This window comes from Tardiphaga sp. vice154 (genome assembly GCF_007018645.1).
Taxonomy (GTDB): domain Bacteria; phylum Pseudomonadota; class Alphaproteobacteria; order Rhizobiales; family Xanthobacteraceae; genus Tardiphaga.
Genome location: NZ_CP041399.1, coordinates 1,809,914 through 1,822,588, shown reverse-complemented (window position 1 = coordinate 1,822,588; position 12,675 = coordinate 1,809,914). Strand labels below are relative to the sequence as shown.

Genomic DNA, 12,675 nt, shown 5'->3' with positions numbered 1-12,675 from the left:
CGTTCTTAAATGCTGTCGTTGTCGATCAGCTTGGTCATCGTCTTGGTCAGGCCACTCCCAGCGCGGTGAGAATGAGCCGCGGCGTCAGTGGAATTTCGGTGATCGTCACGTCGAATGGCGACAGCGCGTCATTGACGGCATTGGCGACACAGGCGGCCGCACCAGCCGTGCCCGCCTCGCCTGCCCCCTTGGCGCCCAGCTCGCTTTCCATGGTCGGCGACACCACATGCCCGACGTCGATATCCGGCATCTCGCCGGCCATCGGCACCAGATAATCCGCCATGTTGGCGTTGGTGAGCTGGCCGCGCTCGTCATAGATGCAATGCTCGTACATGGCCGCACCCAGTCCCTGCACCACGCCACCGCGGATTTGCTCGTCGACGAGCTGCGGATTGATCAGCGTGCCGCAATCCTCGACCACCCAGTGCTTCAGTAGCTTGATGAAGCCGGTATTGGGATCGACCTCGAGCCACGAGGCCTGCACGCCGTTGGTGAAGGCGAAGGGATAATCGCGCGGCACGTAGTGGCGCGTCGCCATCAATTCGGCCTGGAAGCCCGGCGGTAGGGTGTCCGGACGGAAATACACGATCCGCGCCAGCTCGTGCAGCTCGATGCGCTGCGCGCCGCCGGCCGCGTCGACCACGGCGTTGTCGACGATGTCCAGATCGCCGGGCTGGGCCTGCAGGATCGCCGCGGCGACGTCGAGGATGTTGCTACGGAGCGCCTTGGCGGATTGCAGCGCCGCCTCGCCGCCGATGCCGGCGCCGCGCGACGCCCAGGTGCCGCCGCCATAGGGCGTATTGTCGGTGTCGCCGAGGATCACGCGGACATTGTTCATGGACACGCCGAGCACGCTGCCGACGATCTGCGCCGTCAGCGACTCCGAGCCCTGGCCCTGTTCGGTGAGGCTGGTCTGGCAGATCACCGCGCCGGTGGCGTCGAGCCGCACCGTGACGCCGTCCTGCGACGAGATCCGCGCCCCGCCGACGCCGTAGAACGCCGCGGCCGGATTGGTGACCTCGATGAAGCTGGCGATTCCGATGCCGCGATAGATGCCCTGCTTGCGCAGCTCGGCCTGCTCGGCGCGCAGCGCGTTGTAATCCATCATCGCGAACAGTCTGTCCAAGGAGGCCTGATGCGACAGCGCCTCGAACTTCATGCCGGATGGCGACGCGCAGGGGTAAGCGTCGTCGGCGATCAGGTTCTTGCGACGGATCTCGACCGGGTCCATGCCGATCTTTTTCGCGGCAAGATCGACCAGCCCCTCGGTGACCGAGCAGGCGATGGGATGGCCGACGGCGCGATACTGGCAGGTGACGTTCTTGTTCTGGAACACGACGCGGGCGCGCGCCCGATAGTTCGGCGCGGTGTAGGGGCCGCCGACCAGGTTGACGACCTGGTTGGCCTCGATGGCGCTGGTGCGCGGATACATCGAATACGGCCCGATGCCGGTGAGATCGTCGATCTCGAACCCGGTGATGGTACCGTCCTTGTTGACGCCGATGCGGCCCTTGCAGATGTGGTCGCGGGCGTGGATGTCGGTGTTGAAACTCTCGACCCGGTCGGCGACGAACTTGATCGGGCGACGCAGCAGCTTGGCCAGCGCATAGGTCGCCATCTCGTCGGCATAGATGTGCACCTTGATGCCGAACGATCCGCCGACGTCCTTGCACACCACCCGCACCTGCGCCTCTTCGAGGCCGAGATGCTTGGCAGAGATATTCTGCACCATATGCGGCGCCTGGGTGCCCTGATAGATCGTCAGGCGCTGATCGCCCGGGTTCCAGTCGGCCAGTACCGCGCGCGGCTCCAGCGTCACGCCAGTGTGGCGGCCGAACACGAACTCGGCCTCAACCACTTCGTCGGAACCGGCAAAGGCCTTGTCGATCTCGCCGGCATCGAGATTGCGCTCGAAGGCGAGATTGTCGCCGAGGTCGGGATGAATGACAGGCGTCTCGGTAGCCAGCGCCGTGCGCATGTCTGTGACCGGCGTCAGCTCCTCGTAGTCGACCATCACCTGCTCGGCAGCGTCTTCGGCGAGCGCGCGGCTGGTCGCGACGATCGCGGCGACGGCCTCGCCCTGCCAGCAGACGCGGTCGATGGCGATGGCGTGCTGCGGCGCCGACTTCAGGCCCTTCAGATGAGTGAGCACGCCGACCCACGGCGTGATGACTTCGGCCAGTTCGCGCCCGGTGACGACGGCGATCACGCCGGGCATCGCCTTGGCGGCGGCGGCATCGATGCTGACGATCCTGGCATGGGCATAGGGCGAGCGCAGGAACACGACATGCGCCATCCGCGGCAGGCTCATGTCGCTGACATATTGCCCGCGGCCCTGCATCAGGCGGTCGAGATTGGGCCGCGGCACGGTCTTGCCGATGTAGGAGTTCGGCCGGTCGAGCACTGAAAGGCCGCGGTTTAAATCAACGCCGTCGTTCATGACGCCTCTCCCCGGCGCGCCAGCGCCGTCGCTTCGACGGCATCGATAATGGCGTGATAGCCGGTGCATCGGCAGTAATTGCCCGACAGATGCTCGCGGATCTGCTCGCGGTCCGGCGCGGGCTCATGGCGCAGCAGGTCCTGCGCGGTCATCAGCATGGCCGGCGTGCAGTAGCCGCATTGCAGCGCGTTGCGCATGCGGAACGCGGCCTGCAGGTCGGCAACCTCGCCGCTGTCGGAAATGCCTTCGATGGTCTCCACCGCCATGCCGTGCGTCTGCACCGCCAGCAGCAGGCAGGCGCGCACGATCTCGCCGTCCACGCGCACCGTGCAGGCGCCGCAGACGCCGTGCTCGCAACCAACATGGGTGCCGGTGAGGCCTAGCTGGTCGCGCAGGAAGTCGGCGAGGTTGAGCCGCGGCAATACCTGCGCCTCGACGCGCTCGCCATTGACCGTCAATTGAATCGGCACCGGAGCGGTCATGCCGACCTCCTGATTTCGAGGTCGGGCCGGCGCAGCAGCGTGGCGACGCATAGCGCCAACAGTTGCCGCGCCATGTGCCGGCGCATCAAAGCGGAGGCCTGCTGGTCCTCTTGCGGATCGAGTTCGGCCTCCAGCGCCGCCTGCGCTGCGGCGAGCGCTGCGGCGTCGACGGACCTGCCGATCAACTCGCGCGCCGCGTTGGCCAGCAGAGGCCGATCGCCGACCGCGAAGAAGCCTAGCCGCAGATCGGCGAAGCGATCGCCCTCGACGACGGCGGAAGCGGCCAGCCCGACGATGGCGTAATCGCCGCTGCGACGGCAGTATTCGTGAAAGTAATGCACCTGACCGACCTCGGCGACCGGCACTTCCACAGCCACCAGCATCTCGTCGGGCGCCAGCACCGTCTCGTAAACGCCGGTGAAGAATTCAGTGGCCGGGATGCGCCGCTCCCGCTTTGCATTGCGGGCCACGAGCACCGCGTCGAGCGCGACCATGCAGGCCGGCATTTCGGACGCGGGATCAGCGTGCGCGAGGTTGCCGCCGAGCGTGCCCTTGTTGCGAATGGCGGGATGCGCGACATGCGCCATTGCCTGCGCCAGCAGCGGTGCGTTGTCCGCGACTTCTGATGAACGCAGGAGTTCGACATGACGGGTGATGGCGCCGATGCGCAGCACGCCGTCGGAAACAGAAATTCCCCTGAGATCGTCGAGCCCGCCGATATCGATCAGCCATTCCGGCGCCGACAGCCGCAAGTTCAGGGCCGGCATCAGGCTCTGGCCGCCAGACAACAGCTTTGCCTCCTCACCATGTGCGGCGAGCAGCGCGAGCGTTTCCTGGACGGTCGATGGTTTGATATAGCTGAAAGCCGAAGCTTTCATTCGTCGTCCTCCCGTGGTCCACTTGTCGGGACCTTGCCGGATTAAAGAGCGGACAACCCTAAACGTCAAGTTTATTTATCGGTCGATTAATTCATCGGGCGCGGGAGCCTGCGTAAAACCAGCAACTTGTCGCGCTGCACCATGTCGTTGCAGCCACGCGGCATATTGGCACGCACATCAGGCATTGTCGGCCTGATGCTTCGCCGTCGCGAACACCTTGGCGACGCCGGCCAGATAGACGTCGAGGGCCGCGGCGATCATGTCCTCTTTACTCTCCAGCACCGGCGACTCGTAGATGTACTTTCGGACGCCGTAATAGAAAATGCCGCTGTGGAAAACCCAGGCCATCTCGATTTCGGACGGCGTCGGCTTGCCGCGGGTCGGCAACCCGGCCTCGAACCGGCATTCCTTGATGATGCGGGTCAGGATCTTTTCGCCGACCACGCTGACATAGGCCCGGTTGATGTCGAGCCCCTTGAGACCCGAAAACAGGTAGATGCGCAGCCAGGTCCGGGTGAAGATCACGTCGGTATAGGCATTGTAGAACTGCTGCAGCCGTTCGCGAATCGGCCGCGACCGATCAGTCAGTCGCTTCTCCCAGCCGCTTTCCAGCGGTTCGAGATAGACGGTGCGGTAGACTTCCTCGATCAGGTCGTCCTTGCTCGGGAAATAGCGGTACAGCAGCGGCTGGGTGACGCCGAGTCTGCGCGCCAGCTCGCGGGTGCCGCCGTTGAAGCCTTCATCGGCGAAGAACTCGGTCGCTTTGCGGATGAAGTCCTTGCGACGGTCGTCGGGCGACAGTCGCTTGCGCTTTTCCACCGCGGGTAGCGGGGCGGTTTTCCTGGCCATGCAGTACGCTCGATCTAGCTCTCGGCGACGAATTGTCCAAAACAACCCTGCGCAAACAGAAGCGGCTCGCCCCCGTTGTAATGATAGGCTTCCACCGCACCAAGAAAAATCACGTGGTCGCCGCCATAATAGCGGTCTGCGCTGCGGCACTGGAAGGTGGCGACGCTGTCCGCCAGAACCGGCGCGTTGCCGAGGCCCGGCGTCCATGACACGCCGGCAAACTTGTCCGTGGCCGGCGTCGCAAACTGCTTGGCTAGATTGCGTTGCGATGCGTGCAGCACGTTGACCGCGAAGTGGCTGGCGTTCTGGAAGTTGGCCATGTTCGGCGAATACGACACCAGGCTCCAAAGGATCAGCGGCGGATTGAGCGATACCGACGCAAACGAGTTGCACGTCAGCCCGACGTTTTCGCCGTTCTCGCCGGCCGCCGTGATTACCGTCACGCCGGTGGCATATTGACCGAGCGCCTTGCGGAAATCGCGCGGGTCGATCGCCGAATTGTCGTGAGCGTATTCGTTCTCGGGATCGTTCGGATGTGAGGCTGTTGTCATGCCGCGTGCCCTACAGGGTCAGATTTTCGGAAGGCAGGTCCAGTGCGACGCGGCCGTAATTGGTGCCGGCGGCGTCGAAGCTGAAGGCGATATGCGCGTTGACCGCATGCGCGTCCCGAAACTGGCGCTGCAAAGCGCCGGTCGTATAGAGACCGCGGGCGCCGCTGGCGGCGAACAGCAGCGAGACGGCCTCGGTGCACAGACCGACCGAATAAGCGCCGTCGCGACGGTACCGCGTCTTCTCCGCCATGTCGGGTATGTAACCGCGACGCGCATCCTCCATTGCGTCGATGCAGGTGCGCCGCATGACCAGCCGCGCGGCGTCGATCTTCGCCGAGGCCTCGGCGACCTTGATCTGCGTGGTCTGCAGATCGCTGAGCTTGGCGCGATTGTAGGTCGAGGCGCGGTGCCGGGCGATGCCGACGTAATCGTCGAGGCAGGCCTGCGCGTTGCCGAGTGCCACGCCCGACAGCACGAAGGCAAACAACGCAAACACTGGCAGCGCGAACAGCGCGCCCGGGTTGTCGACGCTCCCCGGCGACGGCCCGCCGGCGACATCGCGCACCGCCAGCGTCATATGCTCCGGCACGAACACGTCCGTGACCTCGACGTCGTTGGAGCCGGTGCCCTTGAGGCCGGACGACTTCCAGGTGTCGATGATGGTGTAGTCAGCCTGGGGCAGGAGGAACACGCGGTACTCGACGCCGTCCGCCTCGTCTTCCGACGACACGATGCCGGCCAGCATGTTCCACGTGCTGGAATCCACGCCGGACGAAAACGGCCAGCGGCCGGACAGTTGATAGCCGCCCGGCACTTTCTTGGCGCGGCCGGCTGGAAACACGAAGGAGGACGCAATCAGCGCGTCCGGCTCCTTGATCCAGATCGCATCCTGGGCTCGGCGATCGAACATGCCGAGCATCCAGTGATGGCTGGCCAGATTGACCAGGTTCCAGGCCACCGACGCGTCGGCCTGCGCCACGACGTCGGCGAAGTCGATCAGCGCCACGTAGTCCAGTTCAGCGCCGCCGACGCGCTTCGGCTGCAGGATACGGAACAGGCCGGCTTCGTGCAGGTCCTGCTCGGTTTCCGGCGGCAGGCGGCGCATCTCCTCGGTGGTCCCCACCCGTTCGCGCAGCTTCGCCTGCAGGTCGCGGGCGCGCTGCAACAGGGCGGCGTAGGCATCGTCGTGGCTGGCCGAACGGGTCTGAGGGTCCAGCCTGTGAACGCGGCTCGTCATGGTGACCTCCTGCGCGGGTTAAGACGCGATCTTGCTGGCGATATCCGGCTTCATGTGCGGACGGTCGAGATACAGCGACGCCTTCAGACCCTCGGCATCCTGCGTGGCAAATTCCGACAGCAGCTTCATTTCCGGAATTTTCGAGCGGTCGAGCGTGGTGACATCCGGCCAGTCGATCTCGATCAGATTGCCGGATGGATCGCGCAGATACATCTGCACGCAGCCGTCGGGCAGCTCGTTGACCGGATTGCGGAACGCCGTCGAATCAAGCGCGCCGATCTTCTTGGCGGCCTCGTAGGCGGCGTGGAAGTCGTCGACGTCGAGCGCGAAGTGCTGATAGGTCGGGATGCTGTCCTCGAGCTGGAACAGATGAAGCTGCAGATCGCCGCAGCGCAGGTAGCGCGTCTTGAAGCCGAAATTGTAGGTCGGGATGGTCTCCATGCCGAGCACCTCGGTGTAGAACCGCGTCGACTCGTCTAGATCGCGCGAGCCGATCGACAGGTGATTGAAACCAGTGACTTTCATTTTTGACGTCTCCCTGAATTTATCGTCCGATAAATAGATGAAGTCATGTCGTCGCGCAAGTTGTTTTCCAGGAATGTTCGCACCGGCCGCTAGTGCAGCGCACATCGGCGCGCCGTGCACTGCACTGTGGCAACGAAGACAAAGCGCAGCCTATCCGCTTGATCCCGCGCGATCCCAGCCTGCCGTGCGTTGCCACGCGGCATCTGCCGTGCCATCAGCCCATGCAGCAGACTTCAGGGAAACGGCCATGCATCTCGAACTCGTCTCCATCGTTACCGAAGCCGAACCGCTCGACGGGCTGTTTTACCGGCCGGCCGGTGAGATCAAAGCGACGGCGCTGCTGTTCCACGGCAACTGCCATAACTTCTACACCGGCCCATCGCGATTCCTGCCGGCACATCTGGCAGAGCACGGCATCGCGTCGCTCGCCTTCAATCGCCGGGGTCACGACATGGTGACCTCACTGCACGGCCGCACCGTCGGCGGCGGCTCGTTCCAGCTTGCGCGCGAGGCGATCGCCGACAACCGCGCGGCCTCCGACTGGCTGGCAGCGCGCGGCCATCGCAAGCCGATCGTCATCGGGCACAGCAATGGCGGCATGCTCGCCGCGCAGCATTGCGCCGACGACTACGGCCAACCGCGCGCGCTGGTGCTGATGTCGGCGCATGTCGGCGGCACCGAGAACGTGCCGCAGATGAGCCGCGCCGGCATGTTCGCGCAGGACCGCCTGGAAGAGCTGACCGCGCAGGCCGAAGCGATGGTGGCGCGCGGCGCCGGACGCGAATTAATGCTGCTGCCCGACTGGTGGTGGGTGATTTCGGCCGAGAGCTTTCTCGACCGCGCCCGCAACACACCGAGCACGGTTGGGAACGCACCAAAGGTGCGCTGCCCCTCGCTATATCTGCGCGGCGACAAGGAGCTGCCTGAATCCTATCCGGTCGAGGCCTTCGCCGCCGCCGCCGGCGCGCCGTGCGAGGCGCGCATCATCCCAGACTGCGATCACTTCTACACCGGTCGCGAGGACAACGTCGGCCGGCAGGTGGTCGACTGGGTCGTGAAGACCTGCAAGATTGGCTGACCGCGACTAGTCCGCGGTCCAGCCGCCATCGATGACCAGCGACGATCCCGTCATCAGCGACGATGCATCAGAGGCCAGGAACACCAGCGCGCCCATCAGGTCTTCGACCTGCCCGACCCGGCCGAGCTTGATCTTCGCGACGACGCTGTCGCGGAACGCGGCGTTCTCGAGGAACGGTTTGGTCATCGGCGTTTCGATGAAGGTGGGGCACAACGTATTGCTGCGAATGCCGGAGGCCGCGAGGTCGAGGGCCAACGACTTCGAAAAACCCTCCATCGCCCATTTCGACGCGCAATACAGCGAGCGGTTGACGCCGCCGACCTGCCCCATCTGCGACGACATATGGATGATCGAGCCCTTCACACCCGCATCCCGCATCCGCCGCGCCACCGCCTGCGCCGCGAAGAAGGCGGCGCGGACGTTGAGATTCATCACAACGTCAAAATCCACGACGGACACGTCGAGGAACGGGTTCGGCCGGTTGGTGCCGGCGTTGTTGACAAAAATGTCGAACGGCGGTGCGGCTGCAACTGCGGCAGCAAACGCCGCGAGATCGGTGACGTCGAGCGCGAGGCTGTCGGCGTGATGGCCGCGATCGCGCAAGGCGGCTGCGGCCTCATCGATCTCCGCCGGCGTGCGCGCGCACAGCGTGACGTGCGCGCCATGCTCGGCCAAAGCGGCAGCGGCGGCGAGCCCGATGCCGCGCCCTGCCCCGGTGACCAGCGCGCGGCGGCCGTCGAGCCGGAACGACGGCGTGGTCGGCAGCGTGACCGCGCTCATTCGGCCGGACCGCCGTAGGGAATATTGCGGCCGCCGTAACGGCGGACGCGCACATTGGCCTGCTCGGCGTGGCCGACAAAGCCTTCCAGCAGGCAAAGGCGCGAACAATAGGCTCCGATCATCGCCGAGGCCTCATCGGTCAGCACCCTCTGGTAGGTCACGGTCTTCATGAACTTGCCGACCCACAGGCCGCCGGTATAGCGCGCCGCCTTTGCGGTCGGTAGCGTGTGGTTGGTGCCAATGACCTTGTCGCCGTAAGCGACATTGGTGCGCGGCCCGAGGAACAGCGCACCGTAGTTGGTCATGTGCTTGAGGAAGTAATCGGGGTCGCGCGTCATCACCTGGACATGCTCGGAGGCGATGCCGTCGGCGACCTCGACCATCTCCTCTTCGGACGAGCAGACAATCACCTCGCCGTAATCCTCCCACGCCTTGCGGGCGACCGCGGCGGTCGGCAGGATCTGCAGGAGCCGCTCGATCTCGGCCATCGTGTCGCGCGCGAGCTTCTCCGAATTGGTCAGCAAAATGGCCGGCGAGTTCGGGCCGTGCTCGGCCTGCCCTAGCAGATCGGTTGCGCATATTTCGCCGTCGACGGTGTCGTCGGCGATCACCAGCGTCTCGGTCGGGCCGGCGAACAGGTCGATGCCGACGCGGCCGAACAGCTGTCTCTTGGCTTCGGCGACATAGGCATTGCCGGGGCCGACCAGCATGTCGACGGAAGCGATCGACTGGGTGCCGATCGCCATTGCGCCGACGGCCTGGATGCCACCGAGACAATAGATCTCGTCCGCACCGGCGAGATGCTGCGCGGCCACGATCGCCGGCGCCGGCTTGCCCTGATAGGGCGGCGCGCAGGTGACGATACGGTCGACGCCAGCGACCTTGGCAGTGATCACCGACATGTGCGCGGAGGCCAGCAGCGGGTATTTTCCGCCGGGGACGTAGCAGCCGACCGAATTGACAGGGATATGCTTGTGGCCGAGCACGATGCCGGGCAGCGTCTCGACCTCGACATCCTTCATCGAATTGCGCTGGTGTTCGGCAAAATTGCGAACCTGGGTCTGCGCGAACTTGATGTCGTCGAGATTACGCTGCGAGAGCTGCGCCAGGCAGTCCTTGATCTCGGCATCGGTGAGCCGGTAATCTGCGCGGTCCCATTTGTCGAACTTGACCGACAAGTCGCGAACCGCCTCGTCGCCGCGATTCTCGATGTCCGCCAGCATGGCCTCGACGGCAACGCGGACATCGTGATCGTCTTCGGCGCGCAACGTCGCATCGCGACCGCGCTTGAGGTACTTCGCCATGCTGGCTCTCCCTGGATATTTTTAATTATCGACTGATAATTATCACGACGATCATGCTTCGACAAGGGCTGGCGCGCCTTGGCGTCCGTAGTCCATCGCTGCAGGTGGATCAGCCGGCCTGCGCGGCCTCGATGCCGGCGATCGCACACACCTCGTCGTTGTCCGACGTATCGCCGGAAATGCCGACCGCGCCGATCACATGATTGTCGGCATTGCGGATCAGCACGCCGCCGGCGACCGGCACCATGCGGCCGCCGCTGGCTACGGCCAGCGCGCCGAAGAACACCGGCATCTTCTGCGAACGCTCGCCGAGTTCGCGCGAGTCGAAACCCATGCCGAGCGCGCCATAGGCCTTGCCACTGGCGATCTCGACGCGAAAAATTCCGGAATGGTCCTCGCGCTTCAGGGCGACGAGGTGGCCGCCGGCATCGAGCACGGCAACCGTCAGCGGCGCCAATTTCAGCTCGCGGCCCTTTTTCAACGCGGCGTCGATCAACGTGTCGGCAAAGTGAAGCGTCAGGGAGGTCATGAGATTATCCTTGCTCGACGGGTTTCAGACGAAGGCATACGCGTGCAGCGCAGCAGAAGAGATCATTGCGGCCACCGGCGAAATCTGTTTATCGAATGATTAATAAGTTTTCAAGCACAGACGATAGTGCACCAGACAGCCGGAGTGATCGAGATGAGCAAGACCGTTGGAATGATCGGCCTCGGCATTATGGGCGGCGCGATTGCGCCCAACCTGATCGAACGCGACTGGACCGTGATCGGCTACGACGTCGATTCGAAGCGCGGCAGCGAGCTGGCTGCCAAAGGCGTCACCCTTGCGGCCAACATCGCCGAAGTCGTCGAAAAGGCGGAGCTGGTGATGACCAGCCTCCCCTCCCCCGCCGCCGCGTTTTCAGTTGCTGAAGAGATCAGCCGCTCGGGCGCGAGCCCGCGGATCGTCGTGGAACTGAGCACACTGACGATCAGTGACAAGCTTCGCTTCCGCGACATCCTTGCCGCCGCCGGACACATCGCGCTCGACTGCCCGTTGAGCGGCACCGGCGCTCAAGCCGCGGTGCGCGACCTCATCGTCTATGCATCTGGCGACAGCGCAGCGATCGCGAAATGCACTGCGCTTTTCGCAGACTTCAGCAAGCAGAATGCCGACCTCGGCGTCTACGGCAACGGCAGCCGGATGAAGTTTGTCGCCAACCATCTAGTCGCCATTCACAATGTCGCAACCGCAGAGGCGATGGTGCTGGCGCAGCGCGCCGGCCTCGACCTGCAGCAGGTCGTCGAACTGGTCGGCCCCGGCGCTGGCGGCTCGCGCATGTTCCAGATGCGCGCGCCGATGATGGTGTCAGGCGTCTACGAGCCGGCAACCATGCGAATCTCGACCTGGAAAAAGGACATGGCGATCATCGGCGCCTTTGCCGAGGAACTGCACTGCCCGACGCCGATGTTCGACCTGACTCAGCCGGTCTACACCGAGGCGATGCAGCAAGGCCTCGGCGACAAGGACACCGCCGCGGTGTTCGAGGTGCTCGACAAGCGCGCGCCGGCTAAATAGCGCTCAGTCGTTGAGTTGCGGCGCCACGCGAGCACGGAACAGTTCCGTCGATCGCTCGGACTCCGCCTTCAGAACGCTGGCGAACAGGGCTGCCGCCGGCGTCATCAGCTTGCGCGACGGCTCGATCAGGATGAAGTCGGAATACATCGGCGGATCGGCCAGCGGCCGGATGTCGAAGCGGTCACGGTCGATGTCGGACGACATCATCACGAACGGCAGGACAACGACCCAGTCGGTCGCCGCGACGAATTCGAGCGTCCCCATCATCGCGTCCATCTCCAGCCGGCGCGCGACGTTGACGCCGTTGGCGGCGAAGTAGGTCTCGATGTTGCGGCGCCGCGTGTTCTGCTTGCCGGGCAACACGATCTTCAACGGCCCGAGGCTGGCGAGGCTGACCGGCGTGAGATGCTGGCCGTCGTGGCGCTTGGCCGTCACCAGCATTTCGCGGTCGTGCAGAAGCAGGTGGCTCGACAGCCCGACCGCGCCCTCGAACGCCGGCACCACCGCGAGGTCGAGTTCGCCTTTCAGCAACAGATCGGTGAGCACCCCGGAATAGGCCTCGATGATGCTGATCTCCGCGCCCGGCGACGTTTGCAGGAACTTGTCCAGCGTTGGCGCGAGAATGGAGCGCGAGATCGTCGGCATCACCCCGATCCGCGCCACGCCCCCGTTCTGACGGACGGCGACTTCATGGTGCGCTGCATCAAGACGCTTCAGAATATCGACGCAGTCGAGATAATACTGCTTCCCCGCCAGCGTCGCCTCGATCGCACGGCCGTTGCGGCCGAACAGCGGCGTGCCAAGTTCCTCCTCGAGCGTCTTGACGTGTTGCGAGATACCCGACTGCGTCGCGCCCTCCCGCTCGCCCGCGGCGGTGAAGGAACCCTCCTCGACCACTGCGACGAAAGACTTCAACTGTCGGAGAGAGACCATTCCATCAACTTCCTTGATGCGAGACAGTAGAAATAATCATTTTTTATACTGCATGACAAT

13 protein-coding genes are annotated in these 12,675 nt (G+C 64.4%); 2 read left to right on the top strand and 11 right to left on the bottom strand.

Translation table 11 applies throughout. From position 1 onward, the window contains the following. Positions 1-46 precede the first annotated feature (46 nt). From FIU28_RS08510 to FIU28_RS08480, 7 genes are all read right to left on the bottom strand, one after another. Positions 47-2,440, bottom strand: coding sequence for a xanthine dehydrogenase family protein molybdopterin-binding subunit (locus FIU28_RS08510; RefSeq protein WP_143572517.1), 2,394 nt, complete (start codon positions 2,438-2,440; stop codon positions 47-49). Then, on the bottom strand, positions 2,437-2,922 hold the full coding sequence (locus FIU28_RS08505) for a (2Fe-2S)-binding protein (RefSeq protein ID WP_143572516.1): 486 nt from the start codon (positions 2,920-2,922) through the stop codon (positions 2,437-2,439). Before FIU28_RS08505 ends, FIU28_RS08510 begins: the two co-directional genes overlap by 4 nt. Beyond that, on the bottom strand, positions 2,919-3,800 hold the full coding sequence (locus tag FIU28_RS08500) for an FAD binding domain-containing protein (protein WP_143572515.1): 882 nt from the start codon (positions 3,798-3,800) through the stop codon (positions 2,919-2,921). The genes FIU28_RS08505 and FIU28_RS08500 overlap by 4 nt, the downstream gene beginning before the upstream one ends. Before the next feature lie 177 nt (positions 3,801-3,977). Then, positions 3,978-4,649, bottom strand: coding sequence for a TetR/AcrR family transcriptional regulator (locus tag FIU28_RS08495; protein WP_143572514.1), 672 nt, complete (start codon positions 4,647-4,649; stop codon positions 3,978-3,980). Between the two features lie 14 nt (positions 4,650-4,663). Beyond that, positions 4,664-5,200 carry a flavin reductase family protein gene (locus tag FIU28_RS08490; RefSeq protein WP_143572513.1) on the bottom strand — a complete coding sequence of 179 codons (537 nt, stop codon included), beginning with the start codon at positions 5,198-5,200 and terminating at the stop codon, positions 4,664-4,666. A 10-nt stretch (positions 5,201-5,210) separates the two neighbouring features. Beyond that, positions 5,211-6,437, bottom strand: a complete 1,227-nt coding sequence (locus FIU28_RS08485; protein WP_143572512.1) for an acyl-CoA dehydrogenase family protein — start codon at positions 6,435-6,437, stop codon at positions 5,211-5,213. A gap of 18 nt (positions 6,438-6,455) precedes the next feature. Beyond that, the gene (locus FIU28_RS08480; protein WP_143572511.1) at positions 6,456-6,962 is read right to left on the bottom strand and encodes a VOC family protein; all 507 of its coding nucleotides are present in this window, start codon (positions 6,960-6,962) and stop codon (positions 6,456-6,458) included. A 247-nt stretch (positions 6,963-7,209) separates the two neighbouring features. On the opposite strand from FIU28_RS08480, the gene FIU28_RS08475 reads away from it, so the two are divergent. After that, positions 7,210-8,040, top strand: a complete 831-nt coding sequence (locus FIU28_RS08475; RefSeq protein WP_168202893.1) for an alpha/beta hydrolase — start codon at positions 7,210-7,212, stop codon at positions 8,038-8,040. 6 nt (positions 8,041-8,046) lie between these two features. On the opposite strand, the gene FIU28_RS08470 is transcribed toward FIU28_RS08475, so the two are convergent. The 3 genes from FIU28_RS08470 to FIU28_RS08460 all read right to left on the bottom strand — a co-directional run bounded on the left by FIU28_RS08470 (position 8,047) and on the right by FIU28_RS08460 (position 10,653). Then, positions 8,047-8,820 carry an SDR family NAD(P)-dependent oxidoreductase gene (locus FIU28_RS08470; RefSeq protein WP_143572509.1) on the bottom strand — a complete coding sequence of 258 codons (774 nt, stop codon included), beginning with the start codon at positions 8,818-8,820 and terminating at the stop codon, positions 8,047-8,049. Beyond that, positions 8,817-10,124: a histidinol dehydrogenase gene (gene hisD, locus FIU28_RS08465; protein ID WP_143572508.1), complete on the bottom strand. Its 1,308-nt coding sequence runs from the start codon at positions 10,122-10,124 to the stop codon at positions 8,817-8,819. The genes FIU28_RS08470 and hisD overlap by 4 nt, the downstream gene beginning before the upstream one ends. Positions 10,125-10,233: 109 nt before the next feature. Further along, positions 10,234-10,653, bottom strand: coding sequence for a GlcG/HbpS family heme-binding protein (locus FIU28_RS08460; RefSeq protein ID WP_143572507.1), 420 nt, complete (start codon positions 10,651-10,653; stop codon positions 10,234-10,236). Positions 10,654-10,806: 153 nt separating this feature from the next. Between FIU28_RS08460 and FIU28_RS08455 the strand changes: the two genes are divergently transcribed. Next, positions 10,807-11,682, top strand: coding sequence for an NAD(P)-dependent oxidoreductase (locus tag FIU28_RS08455; protein ID WP_143572506.1), 876 nt, complete (start codon positions 10,807-10,809; stop codon positions 11,680-11,682). Between the two features lie 3 nt (positions 11,683-11,685). Here the strand turns inward: FIU28_RS08455 and FIU28_RS08450 are convergent, their stop codons facing one another. After that, positions 11,686-12,615: a LysR family transcriptional regulator gene (locus FIU28_RS08450; protein ID WP_143572505.1), complete on the bottom strand. Its 930-nt coding sequence runs from the start codon at positions 12,613-12,615 to the stop codon at positions 11,686-11,688. Positions 12,616-12,675 lie beyond the last annotated feature (60 nt).

What these genes read in the sequence shown, in the direction of transcription:
- FIU28_RS08470 (WP_143572509.1), bottom strand. Translation starts at nt 8,820, where the DNA reads ATGAGCGCGGTCACGCTGCCGACCACGCCGTCGTTCCGGCTCGACGGC.
- FIU28_RS08500 (WP_143572515.1), bottom strand. Translation starts at nt 3,800, where the DNA reads ATGAAAGCTTCGGCTTTCAGCTATATCAAACCATCGACCGTCCAGGAA.
- hisD (WP_143572508.1), bottom strand. Translation starts at nt 10,124, where the DNA reads ATGGCGAAGTACCTCAAGCGCGGTCGCGATGCGACGTTGCGCGCCGAA.
- FIU28_RS08495 (WP_143572514.1), bottom strand. Translation starts at nt 4,649, where the DNA reads ATGGCCAGGAAAACCGCCCCGCTACCCGCGGTGGAAAAGCGCAAGCGA.
- FIU28_RS08450 (WP_143572505.1), bottom strand. Translation starts at nt 12,615, where the DNA reads ATGGTCTCTCTCCGACAGTTGAAGTCTTTCGTCGCAGTGGTCGAGGAG.
- FIU28_RS08505 (WP_143572516.1), bottom strand. Translation starts at nt 2,922, where the DNA reads ATGACCGCTCCGGTGCCGATTCAATTGACGGTCAATGGCGAGCGCGTC.
- FIU28_RS08455 (WP_143572506.1), top strand. Translation starts at nt 10,807, where the DNA reads ATGAGCAAGACCGTTGGAATGATCGGCCTCGGCATTATGGGCGGCGCG.
- FIU28_RS08485 (WP_143572512.1), bottom strand. Translation starts at nt 6,437, where the DNA reads ATGACGAGCCGCGTTCACAGGCTGGACCCTCAGACCCGTTCGGCCAGC.
- FIU28_RS08460 (WP_143572507.1), bottom strand. Translation starts at nt 10,653, where the DNA reads ATGACCTCCCTGACGCTTCACTTTGCCGACACGTTGATCGACGCCGCG.
- FIU28_RS08480 (WP_143572511.1), bottom strand. Translation starts at nt 6,962, where the DNA reads ATGAAAGTCACTGGTTTCAATCACCTGTCGATCGGCTCGCGCGATCTA.
- FIU28_RS08490 (WP_143572513.1), bottom strand. Translation starts at nt 5,200, where the DNA reads ATGACAACAGCCTCACATCCGAACGATCCCGAGAACGAATACGCTCAC.
- FIU28_RS08510 (WP_143572517.1), bottom strand. Translation starts at nt 2,440, where the DNA reads ATGAACGACGGCGTTGATTTAAACCGCGGCCTTTCAGTGCTCGACCGG.
- FIU28_RS08475 (WP_168202893.1), top strand. Translation starts at nt 7,210, where the DNA reads ATGCATCTCGAACTCGTCTCCATCGTTACCGAAGCCGAACCGCTCGAC.